The organism is Prevotella micans F0438, from assembly GCF_000243035.1.
GTDB lineage: Bacteria > Bacteroidota > Bacteroidia > Bacteroidales > Bacteroidaceae > Prevotella > Prevotella micans.
On sequence record NZ_JH594521.1, the window covers coordinates 1,030,608 to 1,055,840 of the forward strand.

Genomic DNA, 25,233 nt, shown 5'->3' on the forward strand with positions numbered 1-25,233 from the left:
ATTCTATGAATATTCAAGACATAAAGAATCGCTATGCAACGTCGGCCGAAGCAATGGCCTTGCAAACGATGCTGGCAAAAAACTCTAAGGAAACACTCTATCTCAGAGGACTTGTAGCCTCATCGGCCCCAATGCTATTCGCAACAATTGCCGGGAAGATTAACCGAACGATTCTTTTTGTCTTGAATGACAACGACGAGGCTGGATATTTTTATAACGACCTCAAAACAATAATCGCCTCTGAAAGCGACGACTCTATCGCAAGAGTACTTTGTTTGCCTTCATCCTACAAACGTTCGGTAAAATATGGACAACGCGACTCAGCAAACGAAATTCTCCGAACAGAGGTTATGGCCGCACTTGGTGCATTCAATAACAAAAGCAGAACGTCTCTTTTCATCGTCACAGAACCATCGGCTATAGCCGAACTTGTTGTTTCGAAGAAGCGAATCGACGAGCAAACAATATCGCTACGCAAAGGTGGCAGAAAAGACATCGTTGACCTAGAGAAACAACTACTCAAATTAGGTTTCAGACGCGTTGACTATGTTTACGAACCCGGTCATTTTGCTCTTCGCGGAAGTATTCTCGACGTTTATTCGTTCTCTAGCGAACTACCTTTTCGCATAGATTTCTTTGGTGATGAAATAGACAGTATTCGAACCTTCGAAATTGAAAATCAACTCTCACTCGAACAACGTGAACGGATTGAAATTCTACCAGAGCTCTCGTCAACTCCTAGCGGGAAAGTACCTTTCTTCGAACTCTTGCCGAAGGATGCTCTACTCGTAACGAAAGATTTTAAATACATGTGTCAGGCAGTCGGCCGAATCTACGAAGAAGGATTCTCTGCTAAAGCTCTTGACGAACAGCTTGCAAACCACACCGAAACTGAACAGCAAGAAATCAGGAAAGAACTGCAACGAGAACTGCAATTGGTCTCGCCTACTTGGTTTACCGAACTGGCCGAACACTTCAGGCGCGTGGAATTCGGAGCCAGCAGTACAATCGAAGCATCTAAACGCGAAGAAAACAACGCCGTTCTAACATTTGATATAATGGCTCAACCACTATTCCACAAGAACTTCGAACTGCTTGCACGAACGCTGCGTGACTACATTGCCAAAGGCTACAAACTCTACATCCTTGCCGACAGTAAGAAACAAACCGACCGATTACATGACATCTTCGATACGATGGACAGTTCGCACCGAGCAACACCCATCCCTTTCACCCCAATAAACCAAACCCTACACGAAGGATTCATCAATAACACACAAAAAGAATGCTTCTTCACCGACCATCAAATCTTCGACAGATTCCATAAATACAATCTGAAATCAGACAAAGCACGACTCGGGAAAGCCGCCCTCACGATGAAAGAACTTCAGGAAATGGACCCAGGCGATTTCCTTGTACATATCGATTTCGGAATCGGAAAATTTGCTGGACTGGTACGTGTACCTTCGGGTGAATCCTATCAAGAAGTTATACGTCTAGTTTATCAGCGAGGTGATATTGTTGACGTTTCCATACATTCGCTCTACAAAATCAGTAAATATCGTCGTGCCGAAAGCAATGAGCCGCCTCAGCTTTCCGTGCTCGGTTCCGGAGCATGGGAACGACTCAAAGAGAAAGCTAAAAAGAATATAAAGAATATTGCACGCGACCTGATTAAACTCTATGCTCGGCGTCAACACGAAAAGGGTTTCGCATTCTCGCCCGATTCTTTTATGCAACACGAACTCGAAGCATCGTTTTTCTATGAAGATACCCCAGATCAATTGAAAGCAACCAACGAAATAAAACAAGATATGGAAAGCTCGCGACCAATGGACCGATTAGTGTGTGGCGACGTAGGATTCGGAAAAACAGAGGTTGCCATTCGGGCTGCTTTCAAAGCCGCAGCCGATAACAAACAAGTGGCCGTACTAGTACCCACAACCGTGCTCGCTTTCCAACACTACAGAACTTTTACCTACCGACTAGAAAACATGCCCGTAAGAGTAGATTATTTCTCGAGAGCTCGAACAGCTAGGCAAACAAAACAAGTGCTTACCGATCTTGCTGAAGGAAAAATCGACATCCTCATAGGAACGCATAAACTAATCAGTAAAAATATAGTCTGGAAAGATCTCGGTCTTCTTATCATTGACGAAGAACAAAAATTCGGAGTCACAACAAAAGAAAAACTCCGCCAGCTACGTACTAACATCGACACCCTCACCCTCTCCGCAACTCCTATTCCGCGTACACTTCAATTCTCTCTCATGGGAGCACGTGACATGAGCATCATGCGCATTCCACCACCCAATCGTCACCCAGTATGGACGGAAATAAGTACCTTCTCGCACGAAGTCATAGCCGATGCCATAAACTTCGAAATGAGCCGGAACGGACAAACATTCATCGTTAACCGGCGAATATCGCAACTGCCACAACTAGCCTCCATGATAAAGAAATACGTTCCCGACTGCCGCGTGGCAATAGGACACGGCCAGATGAAACCCGAAGAACTCGAAGATATCGTCATGGGATTCATAAACCACGATTACGATGTGCTCGTTTCGACAACCATCGTTGAAAGCGGAGTCGACATTCCCAATGCAAACACAATTATCATCAACGACGCCCATCAATTCGGTCTATCCGATCTCCATCAGATGCGTGGACGAGTAGGTAGAGCAAACAAAAAGGCTTTCTGCTATCTCATAGCACCGCCACTCGCAGCCCTAAGCGTTGATGCCCGACGTCGACTCGAAGCGCTCGAAACATTCTCTGAACTCGGAAGTGGATTCAGCATAGCCATGCAAGATCTTGACATTCGTGGAGCCGGAAATCTCCTCGGGACCGAGCAAAGCGGATTCATGCAAGAACTCGGATATGAAACCTATCAAAAAATACTCCGCCAGGCTGTGAACGAACTCCGGAACGACGAATTTCAAGATCTCATCGAAAGCAATGCATCCGGGAACTCAACTACCGACTTCGTGGACGATTGCGCAATTGAAAGCGATCTTGAAATGTATTTTCCTGAAACCTACGTACCAGGAAGCAGCGAACGAATGTTACTCTATCGAGAACTCGACACCATCGAATGCGACGATGACCTTCTTCAATACCGTAAACGAATGGAAGACCGTTTCGGCCCCATACCTAAGCAAGGCGAAGAGCTTCTCCAGGTAGTACTCCTCCGTAGGATAGGCAAAAAGCTCGGCTGTGAAAAAATCATCCTCAAGCAAAACTTCATGCAACTTCAATTCGTGTCTATTCCCACGAGTTTCTACTACCGCAGTAAGGCATTCGGCAAGATTCTCACTTTCATCACCTCCCAGCCCCGTCGTTGTAATCTGAAAGAAAAAAACAACAAGCGTTCCATGCTCATAACCGAAGTTCCCACCGTTACTGCCGCAGTCGAGATTCTCAAAGAAATAGAAAGCCTAGATTAGTTCATCCCCCACTCTCACCCATCATCTTCCGGAATTCACTCGCAAAGGCATTCTCAGATACCAATCAATATCAACACAATTACATACCCATTGGGAATACCTGACTATTCCCAATGGGAATCCTCGACCTTTCCCAATGGGAATCCTTGACCTTCCCCAGTGGGAATCCTTAACCTTCCCCAATGGGAATCCTCGACCTTTCCCAATGGGAATCCTTGACCTTCCCCAGTGGGAATCCTTAACCTTCCCCAGTGGGAATCCTCGACAACTCCTATAAGGACTCCTCATCGACTCCTTATATCGGTCATACAGGACAGACACTATCTCTCCCGAACGGCTTAAAATAACATGAGTTAGATTTAAGAACCTGCATAAGCCTCGGAGGAGATGGTGGATGACGGACATGGGGCTAACTCGGGCGCTCGCCCGTATGTAGGGACATCCCCCGTGTCTGTCCGGATTCCCATACCGATTCAGTCTACTGCCGCGTGACGCATCTCATACTACCGGATCGGGCGGACAGAGAAATACAATACATCCTTTTACCCGTCATCATCACACCGCCAACACTCCGGGAGGTTTGACAAATGGAAATATCTCTTTCTTTTTACGTACTTTTGCATTCACTCCAACCAATACGACCTTTATTTATCCCTTACCTGCCGATGACGTACCCAAAGGTCAACAATACCACCCATCGTCGTAAAACCAGATATTTACTTTGAAGATGAGTCACGAATACAAGACAATGAAGCAGGAAATCATGAGCGATGTAGAATCCTCCAACCGAATCAATTCCTATAAAAAGGAAATCATAGTACCCAGAAAGAAAAACAAAAGAAGACTATCAGCGACCTGATATACCAATTGGAGAACGAACGTAGACGAAATAAGAATAAAACAGATATAGAACAAAATGGAATATAACTTCAGAGACATTGAGAAGAAATGGCAACAACGCTGGAACAAAGACAAAATATATCGCGTCGCCGAGCAAGCCGACAAAAAGAAATTCTATGTACTCAACATGTTCCCCTACCCCTCAGGAGCAGGACTACACGTTGGACATCCGCTAGGCTACATCGCCAGTGACATATATGCTCGTTATAAGCATATGTGCGGTTATAACGTACTTAACCCCATGGGATATGACGCTTATGGATTACCTGCTGAGCAATATGCCATCCAAACCGGACAGCATCCGGCCCTAACAACCGAAGAGAATATCGCACGCTATCGCAGTCAGCTCGACCGCATAGGCTTCTCATTCGACTGGAGCAGAGAAGTGCGCACATGCGACCCAAAGTATTATCGCTGGACACAGTGGGCCTTCCAGAAAATGTTCAATTCGTTCTATGACTACAGACAACAGAAAGCCCGTCCGATTGCCGAACTCATTCGCCACTTCGAAGAAGAGGGTACGCTCAACATGAACGTTGCACAGAGCGAGGAAAAGATATTTTCAGCTCGTGACTGGCTAAGTATGAACAACGACGAACAGCAACGGGTTCTGATGAACTATCGCATTGCCTATCTCGGCGAAACGATGGTGAACTGGTGCGCCGAACTAGGTACCGTTCTGGCTAACGACGAAGTGGTGAATGGAGTGAGCGAACGAGGCGGATTCCCCGTTGTACAAATGAAGATGAAGCAATGGTGCCTGCGCGTGTCGGCCTATGCCGAACGACTCCTCAACGGACTGGAAACGGTGAACTGGACCGATTCTCTAAAGGAAACGCAACGCAATTGGATTGGCCGATCGGAGGGTGCGGAAGTAAACTTCAAAACCATAACACCCACAGCCGATGGCGAACAAAAAGGCCATATGACCGTGTTCACAACTCGTGCCGACACAATGTTCGGAGTAACATTCATCGTTCTCGCACCAGAGTCCGAGCTCATCGACAAACTAACCACAATCGAGCAGCAAAATGCCGTAAAGGAATATCTCGCCTACGTTGAGAAGCGCACCGAGCTCGAGCGCATGAGCGACCGCAAGGTTACGGGCGTGTTCACGGGTTCGTTTGCCGTAAATCCATTCACAGGTGAGCAGATTCCTATTTGGATTTCAGAATACGTTCTTGCCGGCTATGGCACCGGCGCAATTATGGCCGTACCTGGGCACGACAGTCGCGACCATGCCTTCGCCCGCCATTTCAACCTGCCGATAGTTCCGCTCATTGAGGGCGCCGACGTAACGGAAGAGAGCTTCGACGCTAAGGAAGGTATCATGATGAACAGTCCGCGCAACCCAAAGGAAGGTGATTTCACTCTCAACGGGCTCACGGTGAAGGAAGCCATCTCTCGCACCAAAGAGTATCTCGAGCAAACTGGCATAGGGCGTATCAAGACCAACTACCGTTTGCGCGACGCCACCTTCTCACGGCAACGCTATTGGGGCGAACCATTCCCAGTTTACTATAAAAATAACCTGCCCTACATGATTCCCGAGAAATGCCTGCCGCTCGAACTCCCAGAGATTGACAAATACGAGCCAACTGAATCGGGCGAGCCACCACTCGGGCGGGCCGCCAAATGGGCCTGGAACGAAGCCGAGCAGAAAGTCGTCGATAAGAGTCTCATCGATGGAACGAATATCTTCCCCCTTGAGCTGTGCACCATGCCGGGCTTTGCTGGCAGTTCGGCTTACTATCTGCGCTACATGGACCCGCACAACGACAAAGAGCTCGTTTCCAAGGAGGCCGATGAGTATTGGCAGAATGTTGACCTTTATGTTGGCGGAACCGAGCATGCTACTGGCCACCTTATATATTCGCGTTTTTGGAATAAGTTCCTCTTCGACTATGGTTACAGCTGTAAGGAGGAACCTTACGATAAACTCATCAATCAGGGAATGATCCAAGGTCGGTCGAGCTTCGTTTATCGCTTAGCTAATACTAAGAATATAGATAGAAGAATAAAACGGAAGTTTTACAAAGCCTTTAATGGGATTAATAACTGCTTTGTTGACCATAAGAATAAGTATATATATGCTTCTAGAAAAATACGAAGGCCAATTAATAAAGGTGTACCTGAAGGCTATACTGTCATTCACTTAAGGAAAAAGGCTATAAGTTTTTCTACAGAATATCCGACATTCATTTGTGAAAGGCTTTTAAATTCATTAATTGCTAATAGTAAAAAGACCATATCATACACCCCGATCCACGTTGACGTAAACTTCGTGAAGAATGATGTGCTCAACCTCAACGCTTTCAAAAAGTGGCGACCGGAATACAGCAACGCCGAGTTCATTCTCGAGGACGGGAAATATATTTGCGGATGGGCTGTAGAAAAGATGTCCAAATCGATGTTCAACGTTGTTAATCCAGACGACATCATTGAGCAATATGGTGCAGATACGCTTCGCCTCTACGAAATGTTTCTAGGGCCGGTAGAAGCTAGTAAGCCGTGGGACACGAACGGTATTGACGGCTGTTTCCGCTTCCTCAAAAAGTTCTGGAAGCTCTGTCAGCAGCCACTCACCAACGACGCCCCATCAGCCGATATGCTCAAAAGCATCAATAAACTCACCAAGAAAATCACTGCAGATATCGAGCAGTTTTCCTACAACACCGCCGTGTCGGCCTTCATGATTTGCGTGAACGAACTCTCTGCCCAGAGTTGCACCAACCGTGACATACTTCGGCAGCTCGTTTTACTCATCGCCCCGTTCACTCCCCATATTGCCGAAGAGCTATGGGGCCGGCTCGGCGGCGAAACAACCGTTTACAACGCTCCATGGCCCGAATATAACGAGGTCTATCTGGTGGAAAACGAGATGAATCTCACCGTTTCGTTTAACGGTAAGGCGCGCTACCAAATAACTCTCCCCACCGATGCCGGCAAGGAAGCCATCGAGAAAGCAGCAATAAACGACGAACGTTCAGGTCGCTATCTCGAGGGAAAAAGCATTGTGAAGGTCATCATTGTGCCTGGAAAAATCATCAATATAGTTTTGAAATAAGCTTATGAATGCTCTGAAGATAGACAAGGCGATATTCTACGCCGAGGCAAAGGACTACATTTTCCTCACGCTCGGTTTGTTGGTCTATGCCGCCAGTTGGACAGTTTTTCTGTTGCCCTATGAAATAGTAACGGGCGGCGTCACCGGTATGTCGGCCATCATCTACTACGCCACCGGTTTCAAAATCGAGAACAGCTATCTCATAATCAATCTCACCCTACTGGTTGTAGCGCTGAAAATACTCGGTTTCAAGTTCATGGTGAAAACCATCTACGCCATTGTTGCACTCTACTTTATGCTTAAGTTTGCGCAAGAGCTCATGCCGGTTGATGGTTCCGGTCATTTTGTCAAGATTCTTGGCGAAGGTCAGGAGTTCATGTCGCTCATCGTGGGTTGCTGTCTCACCGGAACCGGACTCGCAATAGTGTTCCTCAACAACAGCAGTACTGGCGGAACGGACATCATCGCGGCCTGCGTCAACAAGTACTACGACATATCGCTCGGCCAGGTACTCATGCTCGTCGACATCATGGTTATCGGTAGCTGCCTGCTCTTCCCCCAATTCGGCACCTACGTTGAGCGAATCCATAAGATGGTGTTTGGCTATTGCACCATGTTCATCGAGTGTTTCATGCTGGATTATGTGATGAATATGCGGCGCCAATCTGTTCAATTCATGATATACTCGCGCGAACACGAACGTATCGCCAGAGCAATTACTCGTGAAACTGACCGCGGTTTGACAATTCTCGACGGTCATGGATGGTACACCGGCGAAGACATCAAGGTTATTTGCCTCCTAGCCCGACGCAACGAAAGTCAAACCATCTTTCGACTGATAAAAATGATCGACCCCCGTGCCTTTGTGAGTCAAAGCTCGGTTATCGGTGTGTTCGGTGAAGGATTCGACAATATCAAAGTAAAAACCAAGAAGCGTTATCAGATACCCGAAGATGTATTGGATGACGAATCAGCCCCCAGGTCCTAAATAACTTCCGTTATGGCCCTCGGACACTCCTCACCATAAAATTGCATAACGAAACAATGAAAATAGTATTCGTAACCAACAACCAACACAAACTCGATGAGATAAAGAATATCCTCGGCCAGGAATTCAACATCGTGTCGCTCAACGACATCGGATGCCACGACGACATTCCAGAAACCGGCGACACGCTCGAAGAAAATGCCAGTCAGAAATCAAACTACATCGCCAGTCGATACGCTCTCGACTGCTTCGCCGACGACACCGGACTCGAAGTTGACGCCCTCGGCGGGCAACCTGGCGTACACTCGGCCCGATACGCCAAAGAAACCGACCACGATAGCCAAGCCAACATGGCCAAACTACTTGATAAATTAGGAAACAATAACAACCGCAAAGCACGATTCAGAACCGTTATTTCGTTAATAGTCCACGGCAAAGAACATCGCTTTGAAGGAATTGTCGAAGGGCGTATAGCCCACCAGCCAAGCGGCGTGAGAGGATTTGGCTACGACCCAGTGTTCATTCCTGATGGCTACGACAAAAGCTTCGCCGAACTGGGCGACGAGGTAAAAAATCAAATATCGCACAGAGCACGCGCAGTCAGAAAACTTGCCGAACACATAAAGCAGCAACACGTATGAAAAGAAAAATCCTGCTAAGCCTGGCGTCGATAATCCTCATCGCAACCAACGCCACCGCACAGGCCATCGGCTCATGGAAAGCCCACATGGCCTATAGCGATGTAACGTGGATAGAGCCCACCGCACACAAGCTCTATGTACTTGCGTCGGGAAATCTCTACGCCTACAACCGTAACGACCAAAGCATCGAAACGTTCGATAAAACAAACGTTCTCAACGATTGTGGAATCCACATGATAGCATGGAACAGTAGCGTGCGCAAGCTTGTTATCGTCTACGACAACTATAATATCGATTTGCTCGACGACCGGGGCGAAGTGGTCAACATATCCGACTATCAAAACAAATCGATGCCCGAAGACAAAACCGTTAACCATCTCTACATGAGCGGCCCGTACTGCTACATCTCTACCGGATTCGGAATTATGAAACTCAACATAGCCCAAGCTGAAATAAGCGACACCTATAAGCTGGGATTCAAAGTGGATTATTGCTACACTGACCGCGACGCCGTTTATGCAGCCTGCCGAACCAAAGGTCTGTTCAGGGGATGGAACACCTCGAACCTACTAGATAAAAGCAACTGGCAATTCATCGACAACTACAAAGCCCAACCACGAACCATACCCGCCGAACTGCTCGACATCGTGAAAACTCTCCAACCCGGCGGTCCTAAATACAACCACTTTGCCTTTATGCGCTTCACATCTGGCGCACTCTACACCGTGGGCGGCCTATACCAGTCGGGTAAATCGCAGCTCAACCTACCCGGAATCGTTCAAGTACTGCGCAATGGCGAGTGGAACATCTTCCAGGAAAATGTATCTTCAACAACCGGCTACGCATATGAAGACAACAATACCATAGCCGTGGACCCGCGCAACCCCAATCGCGTGTTCGTGGGCGGGCGAACCGGCTTATACGAATTCAATAACGGCCAGTTGGCCAAGTTCTACAATCGCGATAACAGTTTGCTAGGCGGGGCTATCGACAACAAAAACAAGGAACTCGGCAACGACTATGTGCTTATCAACGGACTAACCTTTGCACCTAATGGCACGCTTTGGATTCTAAACAGTCAGGCCCGCAATCAGAACATTCTAAGCATTCCATTCGGCGGCGAAATGACCTCGCACTCGCAACGAACAATCATCGAAGACGGCCGAAGTCTAACCGTTCTTTCATCACCCCTTGTAGACAGTCGCGGCCTACTTTGGTTTTGTAACGATTATTACGACGACAAGGGCCTGTTTTGCTACAATATCGCTCGCGACACCCTCTTCTCAGTAAGGCGATTCTATAATCAAGACAGCCGCGAAGTGCAGGCCAGCATATCGCACTGCGTAGCCGAAGACCATCAGGGCAACATCTGGCTAGGTACCAACGTGGGCCCAATCGTGCTCGAAACATCGCAGTTTTCCAACCTCGACAACCCCATATTTACGCAAGTAAAAATTCCGCGCAACGACGGTACCAACCTGGCCGACTACCTGCTATCGGGAGTAGACATAACCTGCATTGCCATTGATGCCGGCGGTCGTAAATGGTTCGGCACAAACGATAACGGAGTCTATCTCATCAGCTCCGACAACATGACCCAGTTGCAGCATTTCCTCTCGACAAACAGTCCGCTCCTATCGAATAACATCCAGTCTATCGCCATAAACCACGCAACGGGCGAGGTGTTCTTCGGTACCGACAAGGGCCTCTGCTCATACGCATCCGATGCCACCGAATCGCCCGACAATCCGGGTTCTGCAACCGCCTATGCCTATCCTAATCCGGTTAAGCCAGGTTACAAAGGCCTGATAACCGTAGGAGGTCTTGTCCACAACGCCACCGTAAAGATTGTCACTTCTACCGGAGCTCTCGTAGCCGAAGGCATGGCAAACGGCGGCACATTCACATGGAACGGTAACGATAGGCATGGCAAGCGTGTTAGTTCAGGTGTCTATATGGTTCTCTCGGCCGACCAGAACGGGAAACAAGGTACCGTTTGCAAGATAGCCGTAGTGAATTAACCACACATATGACAATCTCCGAAGAATTATTCTCACAGATAAATGAAATCCTTTCGACCGAGCCCGAAATACAAAATCGGCTAATGTACCAAACGCTTGCAACAGCTTGCAGAGAAGCATTAAAAGATTCAAAATACGGGTTTGGTAATCTGGCATCTCAAGTGGATAGACTTTGTCGCGATCAAAAAATAAATCCAAAAGATACCGCAGCGATAAATACTATGCAACGACACAGCTATTCAATGGCCCGAATATTGCCCGACGATTTGTTGTTCGATTGTCGAGCGTTAGCCATATTCATTTCTGCCATATTCAACGAAGACATCCCGGCAGACTTATTGCAAAAGATTCCAGCAGTTGGCAGACAAACTACAGCCAGACAAACAATCGACCATAAATATATTCGTTGTGTGGTACGCTCATGGGATAACCACACCATTCATGTAGCCGTGATTAGTAATGACTACAGAAACCAATTGCTAACAGTATACTATTCGGACACGCCGGATTATATCGACCATTCGTATCTACGCCGGATTCTATGCGAGGGCATGCAACTCAATCTACTGGATTGTCGAATAAAGAGACGGCGGATTATTCCTGGAATGATTGTGGTTGAACCTGATTATCTGCTAGACATCTCTGCCATCGCGAACTGTTTCGAAGAGTATGGTCATCATCCGCTGTTATTCACCGTAAAACGGTTTTCAGAAAGGCCTAACAACAAGTACACTTTACTGGGAAACTTTGCCGGCGCGGCGCTCGACGACATCATTAACCATCCCAACAACTATGACATTACAAATACTTTTCGAGCTAACTTCCGCAAAAAGGCACTCGACTTTGCAGCCTGCACTGATTTCTCGAGCGAAGAATTCAAGCAGGAATGCGTCCGTCAAGCCAGAAATATCGAAGCCATAACCGAAGAACTATTCAGCGAATTCAGTAGAGAAAAAGCTTTACTCGAACCTTCGTTTGTATGCGAAAAGCTGGGTATCCAGGGGAGGGTCGACCTCATGACGACCGACTTTAAACTATTAGTTGAGCAAAAGTCGGGCAAAAATCTGTTCATCGAGCGCAAGCAGGGCAACCATTACGGCTCGCTGCACATCGAAAAGCATTACGTTCAGCTGCTACTTTACTTCGGCATACTGCAATACAACTTCGGCGTGAGCGCAAAGAAGGCTCACATTAGCCTGCTTTACTCAAAATATCCTCTGCCGAGCGGATTACTCGACGTATCGCCGCTACGAAAACTGCTGGCCGAGGCCATTAAATTTCGCAATACAACCGTAGCTACCGAATATTGGATTGCACAAAACGGATTCGAAGGTGTGATTGACCGCCTTACACCAGAAAATCTAAATGTCAATGGTTTAAATTCAACATTCTATCATCGTTATCTACTTCCGCAGCTCAATAAAATTCTAAATCCGCTTCACCAAATGCCCGAAACCGAACGGGCTTACCTTTCGCGCATGATAACTTTCGTAATGAAAGAGCAACTTATTTCAAAAGTCGGCGCACGCGAAGGGGTATCGAGCTGCCACGCCGACCTTTGGAACATGCCGCTGAGCGAAAAGATTGAAACCGGCAACATCTTTACCGACTTAACCATTGCCGACAAGCAAGCTAGCACAGAGTTCAGCGGATTCGACATTATAACATTGGATATTCAGCCGCAGCAAACTCAAAACTTCTTACCCAACTTTCGTCGCGGCGACATGATTTACCTGTATGCCTACGAACCGAAAAACGAACCAGACGTGCGGAAAAGCATTCTTTTCAAAGGAACGTTGCAGGAAATTATGCCCGAACGAATAATTATTAAACTGAACGACGGGCAACAAAACGCCGACCTCATCTCCGACGATTGCTTCGCCATAGAGCATGCCTCAAGCGACATAAGCGGCACCACCGCTCTGCGCGGACTATACACCTTTATAACTACGCCCGCTGAACGTAGGAAATTGCTTTTCGGAATGCGCGAACCACAGGCCGACAACAATGTGCAGCTATCGAAAACATACAGCGCCGACTACGATAACATAATTCTACGCGCCCGCCAATCCAAAGATTATTTCCTGCTCATCGGCCCTCCCGGAACCGGCAAAACATCGCAGGCGCTGCAGTTTCTCGTTAGCGAACATCTCGACGGAAACATCCTCCTTATGGCTTATACCAATCGCGCCGTCGACGAAATTTGCGTCATGCTCTCTACCTCAGGTTTCGACTATATCCGCTTGGGCAATCCACTGAGCTGCGATCCGCAATTCGCCCCGCATTTAATCTCTGAAATTGTTGAAAAGCAGCCCAACCTTTCGGCCATCAAACAGCTCATTGCCGACACGCGCATCATCGTAGGAACGACATCCACCGTCGGCGCGCGCGATTATCTTTTCAAGATTAAGCATTTCGACCTGGCCATAGTCGACGAAGCGAGTCAGATTCTCGAGCCGAACATCATTGGCCTACTCGCCGCCCATCAAGACGGCGAGTGCCAAATTAGAAAATTCATCCTCATAGGCGACTACAAACAGCTGCCCGCCGTAGTGCAGCAAAGCACAGCCGAGGCACAAGTAAATAACTCGTTGCTAAACGGCATCCATTTAACAAACTGCGCCGATTCGCTTTTCGAACGATTAATAAGAATTGAGCGTGCCGCCAATCGAGAGCAATTCATCGGCACGCTGCGTAAGCAAGGGCGCATGCACCCCGACATAGCCCAATTTCCGTCAGCCCATTTCTATGCCAACGAACAACTAAGGCCCGTTCCACTGGCACATCAAACCGAGAGCAACATCTCTCACATGCAACCGGCAACGAGTGAGTTCGACAGATTCTTAACTGCCCACCGAATGATTTTCATTCCCTCAAGAAACTGCCGTCAGCCAAATCTTTCAGACAAGGTAAACGTTCACGAAGCCGATATAACCGCCCTCGTGCTTAGTAGGGTACATCGCATGCTCGGAGCCGATTTTTCCCCACAGTCGGTGGGCGTAATCGTGCCATATCGAAACCAAATAGCCATGATTCGCAAGGCCATTCATAAACTGCAAATACCCAAACTGCTCGACATAACCATCGACACCGTGGAGCGATACCAAGGCAGTCAGCGCGACATCATAATCTACTCGTTCACCGTTCAGCGGACCTACCAACTCGACTTCCTCACGGCCAATACATTTGTAGAAAACGGGCAGATAATAGATCGCAAACTCAACGTGGCCATAACCCGAGCACGAAAGCAACTCATAATGACTGGCAACGAACAAATCCTTCAGCAATCTGAAATATTCGCCAAGCTAATAGACAGTACGCGCCAAAGCGGCGGTTATCTCGACGCTGAAGCACTACCTTTGCCGCCAAAATATTTTAATTCTGAAAAGAAATGATGAAAGTTTCAGTCCTCGTTCCCGTATATGGCGTAGAAAAATACATCGAACAATGCGTCGAAAGTTTATTCGTGCAAACCTATAACAACCTTGAATACATATTTGTAGACGATTGCTCGCCCGACCGCAGCATCGACATTCTTAAAACCTGCATAGAAAGGCATCCCAACCGACAAGCGCAAGTACGCATCATTCATAACGAGTACAATTGCGGCATCGGAATTGTACGACAAAAGGGCATCGATGCAGCCACGGGAGAATACATAACCTTTGTAGATAGCGACGATTTCATACCCCCAACCGCCATTCAAAGTCTAGTAGCTAAAGCCGAATCGGGCAACTTCGACATTATCGAAGGAGCCTATCGTAAAATAGGTTGCAAGCACGAAAAGAACGTCCTACCACAACACGTGTCTTCCAAAAAGCGGCTGCGAATGCTGCTTTGCCACAAGGGCAACGGATTCATTTGGGCGAAACTGTTCCGTCGCAGTTTGTTTACAGACAATTCCATTGGGTTCAGCGACCAAATAAGCTTTTCGGAAGACTATTCGGTTCTGCCATGCTTGTTATTTAAAGGCCGGCGAACATGGACAGACGATGTTGTCTACAACTATCGCTGCAACAACTTCGAATCGTACACCCATCGCATCAACTTAAAATCGATTCTCTCGGGAGCTCGCGCCAACGTAGTTGTGAATCGTTATTTCATCAAGCACGACAAGCGCAGATACTATCGTAATGCTATCAACCTTGGCATGCTAACTGTTTATCGCGACGCTCACCGTCATCGCATTCCACTTAGTTTATTCTCTGAAATCGACAAAATTCTCAACTACCATTCAAAGAATCCCATAGATAAACTCTTCTTCCGCATGTTCCATTCCCCCACTCTCTCATTCTCCATCCCCGACAAACTCTTCTCTTTATATCGCAAGTTCTATATTTACTCTCGTTTCTAGAGACAAGATAACTTGAGAACAAACAATTACAAAAAAAACAAGTCTCTTCAAAAAAGAAGAGACTCGGAGAATTTAAGTATAACAAAAACTTTCTTAGAAAGGGAGGTCATCGGTTGAACTACTTTCCGTTGTCGGCGGGAAAGGGGCTTGTGTACCTCCTACTGGGGCTGCAGGTTGAGGAGTACTTGTTGGAATTGCACCCACGGGAGCAGCGGCAGCTTGTGCGGCAGCCGAATCTAAACGCTGAATATTCCAAGCTCTAATGCTGTTAAACCAACGACCATTATATTCGTGGGCGTCAATATCGAAACTAACTATGATTTCTTCTCCAGCCCTAATTTTGAACTGCTCTATGCGGTCAGCGCCAAAGATTGAGAAAACCATCTTCTTTGGATATGAATCATGGGTTTCTATAACATAATCTTGACTCTTCCATGGGCCACGAGCTGATGTACCCTCGCGAGGCTCCATAACTGCAATAACTTTTCCTTGTAAATCCATTAGAACGTGTATTAAAGTATATTTTTATGTGTTCGCGAAATTACTAAAATAGAGCCTAGTAGGGGAATCTTTCACTATTATTTTTTGTGCCTCACCCGTTTTTCGTATTTTTGTGAACAGAAAAAACGTGGTATAAGAACCATTTGTTTCACACACATTCCCCACACGAAATAATAACTAAAATAAGTATACTGATGAGATTTACTATTTCGAGCACTGCACTCAATAGCAGATTGCTTTCTCTTTCGCGAGTTATAAACAGCAAAAACACACTCCCCATTCTTGATTGCTTCCTTTTCGAAGTTCGCGACGGGCAATTAATTGTTACGGCATCCGACAGCGAGAATGTGATGCAGTCAACAATGCCTCTTGAAAGTTTCGAAGGCGAAGGGATGTTTGCGGTTAATAGTCAGACTATCATTGATGCGGTGAAGGAACTGCCTGAGCAACCACTTAACATAGACATCAATCTGGGAGAACTGAAAATTTATGTAACCTACCAAAATGGTTACTACGATTTTCCGATACAAAATGCAGAGGAATATCCTCAGGTACAGGCTGTAGACGAGGGGGCAATTTCTATGACCATCGACTCGGGTGTGCTAGCCGACAATATTTCGCGTTCACTCTTTGCAACCGCTCAGGATGAGCTGCGACCAGTGATGAATGGTATTTATTTCGACCTTACAGCCGACTATCTAGCCATCGTTGCAAGTGACGGACACAAGTTGGTGCGCAACAAGAATCTGAACATTAAAAGTGATGCTCCATCCGCTTTCATTCTTCCCAGGAAACCTGCAACGCTGTTAAAGAATGTGCTTGTGAAAGATGGTAGCAACGTAATGATTCGCTTCGACCAACATTCAGCCGAGATAACATTCACTGATGGAAAGCTAAATTGCCGTTTGATAGAAGGGCGTTATCCGAACTACGATAGCGTTATTCCGAAAGATAATCCTAATCACATCGTGATTGACCGCAAGTCGTTCATTGGTGCATTACGTCGTGTACTTCCATTTTCGAGCGACTCGTCACAGCTCATTCGCTACAAAGTTGGTAATGGGCAGCTTGAACTTAGCGCAGAAGATGTTGACTTCTCGACACGTGCGAAAGAAAGTATCACATGCGAATATGAAGGCACTCCGATGCAGATTGGTTTCAAAGGTTCGAGCATGTTAGAAATTCTGAATAACCTACAGAGCGAGAATGTTGCCGTTCGGTTAGCCGACCCATCGCGAGCTGGTGTTATTGAGCCCGACGGGCAGGAAGAAAACCAAGAGATTCTGATGCTCATAATGCCCATGCTGCTCAACGATTAAAAGGTATTTAAACCTTATACCTTATGAAATTGAATCTGACTAAGCCCCTGATTGTTTTCGACCTCGAAGCAACGGGGCTTGATCTTGTTAGGGACAGAATAATCCAAATTTCTTTCATCAAAATATACCCCGACGGAAAGGAAGAGCGCGATAATCTTTTCATCAATCCCGAATGCCCGATTCCAAAAATCGTTACCGAATTGACAGGGATTAATGATGAAGATGTTAAGGATGCTCCGACATTTAAGGAGAAAGCCAAAGAATTGGCCGATCGATTCACGGGATGCGATTTTGCAGGCTACAACTCCAACAGATTCGACCTGCCGCTCCTAGCCGAAGAGTTTTTGCGTGCTGAAATAGATTTCGATTTCTCTAAATGCCGGCAAATTGACGCAATGAATATTTTCCAGAAGATGGAACGACGCAACCTAGCTGCCGCATATAAATTCTATTGTAACCGAAACATGGACGATGACTTCAAAGCCCATCGCGCCGACCAGGACACTGAGGCCACATGGCGCGTATTGCAAGGACAACTCGACATGTATTCGCCCGACAAGCAAGACGACCCAGAGCGTATTCTACGAAACGACATGGACGAACTCGATGCCTTTTCGCGAATGAACGATTTTGTTGATTTCGCTGGAAGAATAGTGTGGAAAGAGCTAACAGATGGAAATGGTAAAGTGCTCTTCGACAAACAAAATAAACCACGAAAGCACGAAGTTTTCAACTTCGGGAAATACAAAGGAATGGACGTCTCTGAAGTACTTAGAAAAGACCCCGGATACTACAGTTGGATTCTCTCCAGCGATTTCACCTACGACACAAAACAGGTACTCACCCGAATCCGCCTTCGTGAATTCAACAATAAATAAAAACTCGGTCATGCTTCAAGGAAAGAAGATTGTTTTAGGAATAACCGGTTCCATAGCCGCATACAAAAGCTGTATTATCATTCGCGAGTTCATCAAGCGTGGCGCCGATGTTCAGGTAGTCATCACCCCAGCCGGGAAAGAATTCATTACCCCCGTGACTCTTTCGGCGCTAACCTCCAAACCCGTGATTAGCGATTTCTTTGCACAGCGCGACGGAACATGGCATTCGCACGTAGACCTTGGACTGTGGGCCGATGCCATGCTCATTGCCCCATGCACTGCCGCAACGCTCGGGAAAATGGCAAATGCAGTAGCCGACAATATGCTCATCACAACCTATCTATCGATGAAAGCGCCCGTGTTCATTGCCCCGGCAATGGATCTAGACATGTTCAGCCATCCTGCAACCCAAGCAAACATCCGTATGCTTCGTTCTTACGGCACTACCATCATTGAGCCTGGAACAGGATTCCTTGCAAGTGGACTCGAAGGAAAAGGACGAATGGAAGAACCCATGGCTATCGTGAAAATCCTGGACGAAAGAATTGGTAGAGCTCACGACCTTGAAGGAAAAAATATCCTAATAACAGCCGGACCGACATACGAAAAAATAGACCCTGTACGCTTCATCGGCAATTATTCTTCCGGTAAGATGGGCTTTGCGCTAGCCGAAGAATGCAGAAAACGCGGAGCCAGAGTTACGCTCATCACCGGTCCGGTGAATCTCGAATGTTCATCGGAAATCAACCGAATAAACGTAGAAAGCTGTCAAGAAATGCTATCCGAAGTAACAAAGAACTATCCTATAGCCGACGCCGCGATTCTTTGTGCAGCCGTTTCCGATTTCACTCCCGAAGAAGTTGCCGCGCAAAAAATCAAGCGCACCGACGTGCAACTCGAACTCCGTCTCAAACCCACCAGCGACATTGCGTCAACCCTAGGCCGAACCAAGCGTACCGACCAGCGATTGATAATCTTTGCACTCGAAACCGAGAACGAAGAAGCAAATGCCCTGCGCAAACTCGAAAAGAAAAACGCCGATTTTGTGGTGCTGAACTCAACACAAAATCCAGGCACAACATTCAAATCGGACGACAATCAAATAACCATCATCTCAAAAAAAGGAAAGAAAAGCTATGAGAAAAAATCCAAAAACGAGGTGGCTAGCGATATCATCGATGAGCTTGCTCTTATTCTTTAGTCAGCCCCTGAAAGCACAGGAATTGCAAGCCAAAGTAACCATAAACCGCAATCAAATTCAAGGTACCGACGCTTCCTTATTCGAAAATCTGCAACAAACCCTCGAACAATTCATAAACGAACGACAGTGGACGGCCCTCAAATTCCAAAAGAAAGAACGCATCGTTTGCAACTTCAACATAACCGTTACGAAATACGACCCCAGTTCAAACACCTTCACCTGCACAGCCCTCATTCAGGCCAACCGCCCCGTGTTCAACTCCGCCTACACAACAATGCTCTACAACAACCAGGACGGAGATTTCAACTTCGAGTTCGCACAATTCGACCAGCTCATCTTCAACGAAGAAAACATCGACAACCAGCTAACAGCTCTCATAGCCTATTACGCCTATCTCATAATAGGCCTCGACCTCGACTCATTCTCACCGATGGGCGGCGAAGACATTCTTCAACGTTGCATGAATCTCACCAACAACGCGCAGAATCTGAACTTTACAGGATGGAAAGCATTCGATAACTCCAAAAACCGATTTGCAATCATAAACGATTACCTCGACGGAGCAATGCGCCCATTCCGGCAACTTCAATACGAATACTACAGAAACGGGCTCGACGAAATGGCTAACAACGCCGAACGCGGACGTAACAACATAACCGCCGCACTCGAGAAAAACCTCAAAAAGGCCCACGAAGACCGTCCACTCAGCATGCTACCGCAAATTTGGACCGACTTCAAGAAAGATGAACTCGCCAACATCTACAAAGGAAAAGGCACCCAAAAAGAAAAAGAAACCGTTTACAGCATACTTTTCAGCATCAACGCCAGCCAAAACAACACCTGGGAAAAAATAAAACAGTGATAAGCTCGCCGCCATCTGCTAAAAGTAAAAAACACGAACACCCTTTGCGCATTTAAACAAAAAGACTCTACCTTTGCCGATGCAATCACAGAGGTGAAACACATAAAAAATTTTTTGGGATATGGTGTAATGGTAACACTACAGATTCTGGTCCTGTCATTCCTGGTTCGAATCCGGGTATCCCAACAACAAGAGAAAAAGAAACAAAAGAGAGCTTCGAGAAAATCGGAGCTCTCTTTTTGTATATAGGCCTGTGCAAAATTTATATACCGCTAAAAAAATCATATACAGACAAGAATCAAGTTTCATCTGTTTGTTATTCAAAGTAAACAGACCATATTCTTCTTTAGGAAACTATTTTTCAGATCAAAACAATATCTTGAAAAGTTCGGATATTTAATTTCGAGGAAGAAATACATCAAACGGAAATCCGGCAGATATAATTCTTTAAAGAAATACGACTGCCGAATATTCGGCAGATTAAATTCTTTTTGGAAATACATTTGCCGAAATATCGTGTGATGTAATTCCATTAATAAATACTATTACCGAAATTGCGGATGATGTATTTTAATAAAGAAATTAAAAATCCGCAATCTTATGCCGAATGTAAAATAAGAATAATATATCTTTGAAAAAGATTTCAAGCCTGTAACATAATTGCAAAATGAGAAAGATTAAAAACATCGACCTACATTCAGTCAGTAATGGTCTGCATCTCATGTTCATGACACAAGTTCTGCAGCAAATCAATGCTTCGAAGAGCCTCAATAAGCACTTAAAAACCGATTTAGAGGAATTTAAGGCCGCCGTAGACGAGGAGCAAGAAGCGATGAGAGTATCGAGAAAAAGTTTGATAACCGACAGCATCAACAAGGCCGAAAAACGACGCGGAGAACTCTATAGCATATTTCGGGTTACGGTGAGAACCTGGCTCAAACACCCCATGGAAAATGTGAGAAGCTCGGCGAAAAAGCTCAATCAGTTGCTTAAAAATTATGGAATCAGTTTGAAAATGCAGCGCGACCGGAAAAGCGGTCTATTGATGCATATGCTAGCTAAACTGAAAAACATCTATAAAGACGACATAGCCGCGCTCTCGCTCGAAACTGTTATCGAAGAGCTTCAGAAGCAAAACGAGCTGCTCATTTCGCTGATGGATAGCCGAAATCAGGAGCGGGCAGGGAAAGTTGCAGGTAGAGTTCGGAAAGCACGCGTCGAGACTGAAAGAATCTACCGAGAACTGGTTGAAAAAATAAACGCGCTCTTCGTCATCGAAAGCTCCGAAACCCTTGAGCTGCTGATTAAATGGTTCAACGTGAAGATTAAATCTGTCGGCACGAGGAAGAAACGGAAAAGGGCCAAAAAAATCCCGAAAAATCAGTCAGAACAGAATGATGATGAATTCAATGAAAAAGAAATCGAGTTGCAGGTAGATGCCCCCCCGTCTAGCCCATTATAACAAACTGAAAATGTATATATACGTTTAATTGTGAACATCTGCCTACATTTGCATCTCAGCATTTAATAACATATTAACATTTTAGATTATGACGCTAACTAACAACCATCTTGTGATTATGGCCGGAGGAGTCGGAAGCCGATTCTGGCCGATGAGTACACACGAATGTCCGAAACAATTTATCGACGTGCTGGGCGTAGGACGCTCGCTGTTGCAACTAACCTACGACAGATTCAAAACCATCGTGCCACCAGAGAATGTATGGATTGTCACAAATGCGAACTACACCGAACTGGTGGAAAAACAACTGCCAGAGGTTCCGAAAGAAAACGTGCTCAGCGAACCGTGCCGACGAAATACTGCTCCATGCATTGCCTATGTGAGCTGGAGAATTAAAAAATTGAACGCAAAGGCGAATATCGTTGTAACACCGAGCGACCATATTGTAACCAATCCCGAGGAATTTCGTCGGATAGTTGTGAATTGCCTACAATTCACTGCGGAAACAGATGCCATTGTGACACTGGGAATAAAGCCTAACAGACCAGAAACAGGCTACGGATATATCCAAGCCGATTTAACAACCTCATCGGCTCGCAATCGCGAAATATTCAGAGTCGACCAGTTCCGTGAAAAGCCAAATCTCGAAACGGCCGAACGCTACATAAAACAGAGCAACTTCTTTTGGAATGCAGGTATATTCGTGTGGAGCGTATCGACAATCGTGAATGCCTTCAGAATCTACGAGCCAGGTATTGCACGGATTTTTGAACGAATAATCGACCAACTTGGAACAGCCTCCGAACAACAAATAATCAACGAAGTCTATGGCGAATGTGAGAACATTTCGGTTGACTATGCCATTATGGAAAAAGCCGAGGAAATCTTTGTTTGTCCGGCCGACTTCGGATGGAGCGACCTTGGTACATGGGGGTCGCTATTGTTGCAATCAAAGCGCGACCTTTACGGCAACGCTGCCATCGGACAAAATATTCATCTATACGATACGAAAAATACCATCGTGCACGCCACCGAAGAAAAAATGGTTGTGGTACAGGGGCTGGACGGCTACATCGTGGCCGAAAAAGACAACGTGTTGCTGGTTTGCCGAATGAGCGAGGAGCAACGGATAAAACAATTCTCGGAAGAATCATAAGATTAATAATAAAACATAACATCAGAATGGAAAGAAAAGTAGCACTCATCACAGGTATCACCGGGCAGGACGGAAGCTATCTGGCCGAGTTTTTAATCGACAAAGGTTATGAGGTCCACGGCCTATTGCGCCGCAGTTCGTCGTTCAATACCGGGCGTATTGAACACCTCTATCTCGACGAATGGGTGCGCGATATGAAGAAACAAAGGCTCGTGAATCTGCATTGGGCCGATATGACCGACTCTTCGTCGCTCATCCGGATTATCGCCGAAGTTAAACCCACCGAGATTTATAATCTAGCCGCACAGAGCCACGTAAAAGTGAGTTTCGATGTGCCAGAATACACCGCCGACACCGATGCTGTGGGTGTGCTACGTTTGCTCGAAGCCGTTCGGATCTGTGGGCTCGACAAGACCTGCAGAATCTATCAAGCATCGACATCCGAACTCTACGGAAAAGTGCAAGAAGTTCCGCAACGCGAAACAACTCCTTTCTATCCACGCTCTCCCTATGCTGTGGCCAAGCTCTATGGATTCTGGATTGTGAAAAACTATCGCGAATCCTACAATATGTACTGCTGCAACGGAATACTCTTCAATCACGAAAGCGAACGACGCGGCGAAAACTTCGTCACCCGCAAAATAACCCTCGCAGCAGCACGAATCGCACAAGGACATCAGGATAAACTCTATCTCGGAAACCTCGACGCCCGGCGCGACTGGGGATATGCGCGCGATTACATAGAGTGCATGTGGCTCATTCTGCAACAAAAACAACCCGACGATTTCGTAATCGCAACCGGCGAAATGCACACCGTTCGTGAGTTCTGCACCATGGCATTCGCCGAGACCGGAATCGAACTCCAATGGGAAGGTCAAGGCGTGAACGAAAAGGGAATCGACCGTAAAACAGGTAAAACACTAGTTGAAGTAGACCCGAAATATTTCCGCCCGGCCGAAGTAGAACAACTACTCGGCGACCCCACAAAAGCTCGCGAAAAATTGGGATGGAATCCTCGCAAAACCAGCTTCAAAGAACTCGTGCAAATCATGGTTGAACACGACATGAAGTTTGTTCGCAAACTGCACCTTAAAACACAGATGGAAGACTAAAGATTATGCTAAAAAAAGATTGCAAGATTTATGTTGCGGGTCATCGCGGCCTTGTTGGTTCTGCCATCTGGAACAACCTTCAGGCGCGGGGCTACACTAATCTAATTGGTAGAACTCATACCGAGCTCGACCTAACCGATCAGGCCTCCGTTGAGCATTTCTTTGCCCTCGAACGTCCCGACGCCGTTGTACTTGCCGCTGCTTTTGTGGGCGGAATAATGGCTAATCAACTCTATCGAGCCGATTTCATCATGCAGAACATGAAAATGCAGTGTAATGTTATATCGTCGGCCTACAAATATGGAGTCAAAAAGCTGCTATTTCTCGGCTCCACCTGCATCTATCCCAAAGACGCCCCGCAACCCATGCGTGAGGATGCCTTGCTCACTTCGCCACTTGAATACACGAATGAGGAATATGCCATTGCAAAAATTGCCGGCTTGAAAATGTGCGAAAGCTATAATCTTCAATACGGAACAAACTATATCGCCGTAATGCCCACCAATCTTTACGGTCCGAACGATAATTTCCATCTTGAAAACTCGCACGTTCTACCAGCCATGATGCGCAAAATCTATCTCGCAAAGCTCATTCACGACAATGATTGGAATAGTCTGAGAAAAGATATGAATCGCCGACCGATAAACCCTCCAGCTAAACTGCAGGCTCTCGTCGGAACGGGCAATATCAGTGGTGCCGACAGCGATGAACGAATATTGAGCGCACTACATTTCTACGGAATCTCGGACAATGAAGTGAATCTCTGGGGAGACGGTACGCCTCTGCGCGAATTTCTTTGGAGCGAAGATATGGCCGACGCCAGCGTATACATTCTCCTTAACATCGACTTCAAGGATATTATTGGCATAGAGAAATACAGCTCGGTGTTCTATGGAACAAAGGCTGATGGCGAGGTAGACCGCAATAACTCCGATGCTCGCGGAGGAGCTCTCCCCTCGTTGGGTGAGATTCGCAACTGCCACATCAACGTCGGAACCGGCTGTGAGCATACCATTGCTCATCTCGCTGAAATGGTTGCCGAAACCATCGGTTTCGACGGTCGAATACTGTGGGATTCCACTAAACCCAACGGTACACCTCGCAAGCTTATCGACGTTTCTAAGCTCCACAACCTGGGTTGGCATCATAAAGTTGAAATTGCCGATGGCATCCGCCGCCTCTATGAATGGTATCGCAGTACGCTATAATAATCTAATTTTACAACCAGTTACAAACAAGTAGGAGGAAAACTAAATAGTTTTCCTCCTACTTGTTTTTGAATATAAGCTGCCCAATATAAAAAGCTGGTTTTCGTTCGCCGA

16 protein-coding genes and 1 tRNA gene are annotated in these 25,233 nt (G+C 46.4%); 16 read left to right on the plus strand and 1 reads right to left on the minus strand.

Features of this window, described 5'->3' with window-relative positions; translation table 11 throughout:
* Positions 1-5 precede the first annotated feature (5 nt).
* The 7 genes from mfd to HMPREF9140_RS04315 all read left to right on the plus strand — a co-directional run bounded on the left by mfd (position 6) and on the right by HMPREF9140_RS04315 (position 15,420).
* The gene (mfd, locus tag HMPREF9140_RS04285; RefSeq protein ID WP_006952012.1) at positions 6-3,449 is read left to right on the plus strand and encodes a transcription-repair coupling factor; all 3,444 of its coding nucleotides are present in this window, start codon (positions 6-8) and stop codon (positions 3,447-3,449) included.
* 916 nt (positions 3,450-4,365) lie between these two features.
* Complete coding sequence (locus HMPREF9140_RS04290) at positions 4,366-7,416, plus strand: leucine--tRNA ligase (protein WP_006952013.1); 3,051 nt, start codon at positions 4,366-4,368, stop codon at positions 7,414-7,416.
* Between the two features lie 4 nt (positions 7,417-7,420).
* A complete protein-coding gene (locus tag HMPREF9140_RS04295; protein ID WP_006952014.1) occupies positions 7,421-8,404 on the plus strand; it encodes a YitT family protein in 984 nt (327 codons plus the stop codon).
* A gap of 56 nt (positions 8,405-8,460) precedes the next feature.
* A complete protein-coding gene (locus HMPREF9140_RS04300; protein WP_006952015.1) occupies positions 8,461-9,045 on the plus strand; it encodes a non-canonical purine NTP diphosphatase in 585 nt (194 codons plus the stop codon).
* Entirely contained in the window at positions 9,042-11,066 is a 2,025-nt protein-coding gene (porZ, locus tag HMPREF9140_RS04305; RefSeq protein ID WP_006952016.1) for a type IX secretion system anionic LPS delivery protein PorZ, read from the plus strand. Before HMPREF9140_RS04300 ends, porZ begins: the two co-directional genes overlap by 4 nt.
* Before the next feature lie 8 nt (positions 11,067-11,074).
* Positions 11,075-14,461, plus strand: coding sequence for an AAA domain-containing protein (locus tag HMPREF9140_RS04310; RefSeq protein WP_018572255.1), 3,387 nt, complete (start codon positions 11,075-11,077; stop codon positions 14,459-14,461).
* Positions 14,458-15,420, plus strand: a complete 963-nt coding sequence (locus HMPREF9140_RS04315) for a glycosyltransferase family 2 protein (protein WP_006952018.1) — start codon at positions 14,458-14,460, stop codon at positions 15,418-15,420. Before HMPREF9140_RS04310 ends, HMPREF9140_RS04315 begins: the two co-directional genes overlap by 4 nt.
* A gap of 93 nt (positions 15,421-15,513) precedes the next feature.
* Here the strand turns inward: HMPREF9140_RS04315 and HMPREF9140_RS04320 are convergent, their stop codons facing one another.
* Positions 15,514-15,921 (minus strand): DUF3127 domain-containing protein, encoded by a 408-nt coding sequence (locus HMPREF9140_RS04320; protein WP_018572254.1) that lies wholly within the window; start codon positions 15,919-15,921, stop codon positions 15,514-15,516.
* A 194-nt stretch (positions 15,922-16,115) separates the two neighbouring features.
* Here HMPREF9140_RS04320 and dnaN point away from each other — a divergent pair, with 194 nt between their 5' ends.
* The 9 genes from dnaN to HMPREF9140_RS04370 all read left to right on the plus strand — a co-directional run bounded on the left by dnaN (position 16,116) and on the right by HMPREF9140_RS04370 (position 25,119).
* Entirely contained in the window at positions 16,116-17,240 is a 1,125-nt protein-coding gene (gene dnaN / locus HMPREF9140_RS04325; RefSeq protein ID WP_006952020.1) for a DNA polymerase III subunit beta, read from the plus strand.
* A gap of 23 nt (positions 17,241-17,263) precedes the next feature.
* Positions 17,264-18,118: a 3'-5' exonuclease gene (locus HMPREF9140_RS04330; RefSeq protein WP_006952021.1), complete on the plus strand. Its 855-nt coding sequence runs from the start codon at positions 17,264-17,266 to the stop codon at positions 18,116-18,118.
* A 10-nt stretch (positions 18,119-18,128) separates the two neighbouring features.
* Complete coding sequence (gene coaBC, locus HMPREF9140_RS04335; RefSeq protein ID WP_006952022.1) at positions 18,129-19,319, plus strand: bifunctional phosphopantothenoylcysteine decarboxylase/phosphopantothenate--cysteine ligase CoaBC; 1,191 nt, start codon at positions 18,129-18,131, stop codon at positions 19,317-19,319.
* Positions 19,297-20,181 (plus strand): type IX secretion system protein PorD, encoded by an 885-nt coding sequence (porD, locus tag HMPREF9140_RS04340; protein ID WP_006952023.1) that lies wholly within the window; start codon positions 19,297-19,299, stop codon positions 20,179-20,181. The genes coaBC and porD overlap by 23 nt, the downstream gene beginning before the upstream one ends.
* A gap of 115 nt (positions 20,182-20,296) precedes the next feature.
* Positions 20,297-20,367, plus strand: a tRNA-Gln gene (locus HMPREF9140_RS04345).
* 481 nt (positions 20,368-20,848) lie between these two features.
* Entirely contained in the window at positions 20,849-21,643 is a 795-nt protein-coding gene (locus tag HMPREF9140_RS04355; protein ID WP_006952024.1) for a DUF6261 family protein, read from the plus strand.
* Positions 21,644-21,731: 88 nt separating this feature from the next.
* Positions 21,732-22,799 carry a mannose-1-phosphate guanylyltransferase gene (locus HMPREF9140_RS04360; RefSeq protein ID WP_018572252.1) on the plus strand — a complete coding sequence of 356 codons (1,068 nt, stop codon included), beginning with the start codon at positions 21,732-21,734 and terminating at the stop codon, positions 22,797-22,799.
* A 26-nt stretch (positions 22,800-22,825) separates the two neighbouring features.
* A complete protein-coding gene (gene gmd / locus HMPREF9140_RS04365) occupies positions 22,826-23,911 on the plus strand; it encodes a GDP-mannose 4,6-dehydratase (protein ID WP_006952026.1) in 1,086 nt (361 codons plus the stop codon).
* Between the two features lie 5 nt (positions 23,912-23,916).
* Positions 23,917-25,119, plus strand: coding sequence for a GDP-L-fucose synthase family protein (locus tag HMPREF9140_RS04370; RefSeq protein WP_006952027.1), 1,203 nt, complete (start codon positions 23,917-23,919; stop codon positions 25,117-25,119).
* Positions 25,120-25,233 lie beyond the last annotated feature (114 nt).

Bases quoted from the DNA above. Each gene is read 5' to 3' on its own strand.
- mfd (WP_006952012.1), top strand. From the start codon at position 6: ATGAATATTCAAGACATAAAGAATCGCTATGCAACGTCGGCCGAAGCA.
- HMPREF9140_RS04290 (WP_006952013.1), top strand. From the start codon at position 4,366: ATGGAATATAACTTCAGAGACATTGAGAAGAAATGGCAACAACGCTGG.
- HMPREF9140_RS04295 (WP_006952014.1), top strand. From the start codon at position 7,421: ATGAATGCTCTGAAGATAGACAAGGCGATATTCTACGCCGAGGCAAAG.
- HMPREF9140_RS04300 (WP_006952015.1), top strand. From the start codon at position 8,461: ATGAAAATAGTATTCGTAACCAACAACCAACACAAACTCGATGAGATA.
- porZ (WP_006952016.1), top strand. From the start codon at position 9,042: ATGAAAAGAAAAATCCTGCTAAGCCTGGCGTCGATAATCCTCATCGCA.
- HMPREF9140_RS04310 (WP_018572255.1), top strand. From the start codon at position 11,075: ATGACAATCTCCGAAGAATTATTCTCACAGATAAATGAAATCCTTTCG.
- HMPREF9140_RS04315 (WP_006952018.1), top strand. From the start codon at position 14,458: ATGATGAAAGTTTCAGTCCTCGTTCCCGTATATGGCGTAGAAAAATAC.
- HMPREF9140_RS04320 (WP_018572254.1), bottom strand. From the start codon at position 15,921: ATGGATTTACAAGGAAAAGTTATTGCAGTTATGGAGCCTCGCGAGGGT.
- dnaN (WP_006952020.1), top strand. From the start codon at position 16,116: ATGAGATTTACTATTTCGAGCACTGCACTCAATAGCAGATTGCTTTCT.
- HMPREF9140_RS04330 (WP_006952021.1), top strand. From the start codon at position 17,264: ATGAAATTGAATCTGACTAAGCCCCTGATTGTTTTCGACCTCGAAGCA.
- coaBC (WP_006952022.1), top strand. From the start codon at position 18,129: ATGCTTCAAGGAAAGAAGATTGTTTTAGGAATAACCGGTTCCATAGCC.
- porD (WP_006952023.1), top strand. From the start codon at position 19,297: ATGAGCTTGCTCTTATTCTTTAGTCAGCCCCTGAAAGCACAGGAATTG.
- HMPREF9140_RS04355 (WP_006952024.1), top strand. From the start codon at position 20,849: ATGAGAAAGATTAAAAACATCGACCTACATTCAGTCAGTAATGGTCTG.
- HMPREF9140_RS04360 (WP_018572252.1), top strand. From the start codon at position 21,732: ATGACGCTAACTAACAACCATCTTGTGATTATGGCCGGAGGAGTCGGA.
- gmd (WP_006952026.1), top strand. From the start codon at position 22,826: ATGGAAAGAAAAGTAGCACTCATCACAGGTATCACCGGGCAGGACGGA.
- HMPREF9140_RS04370 (WP_006952027.1), top strand. From the start codon at position 23,917: ATGCTAAAAAAAGATTGCAAGATTTATGTTGCGGGTCATCGCGGCCTT.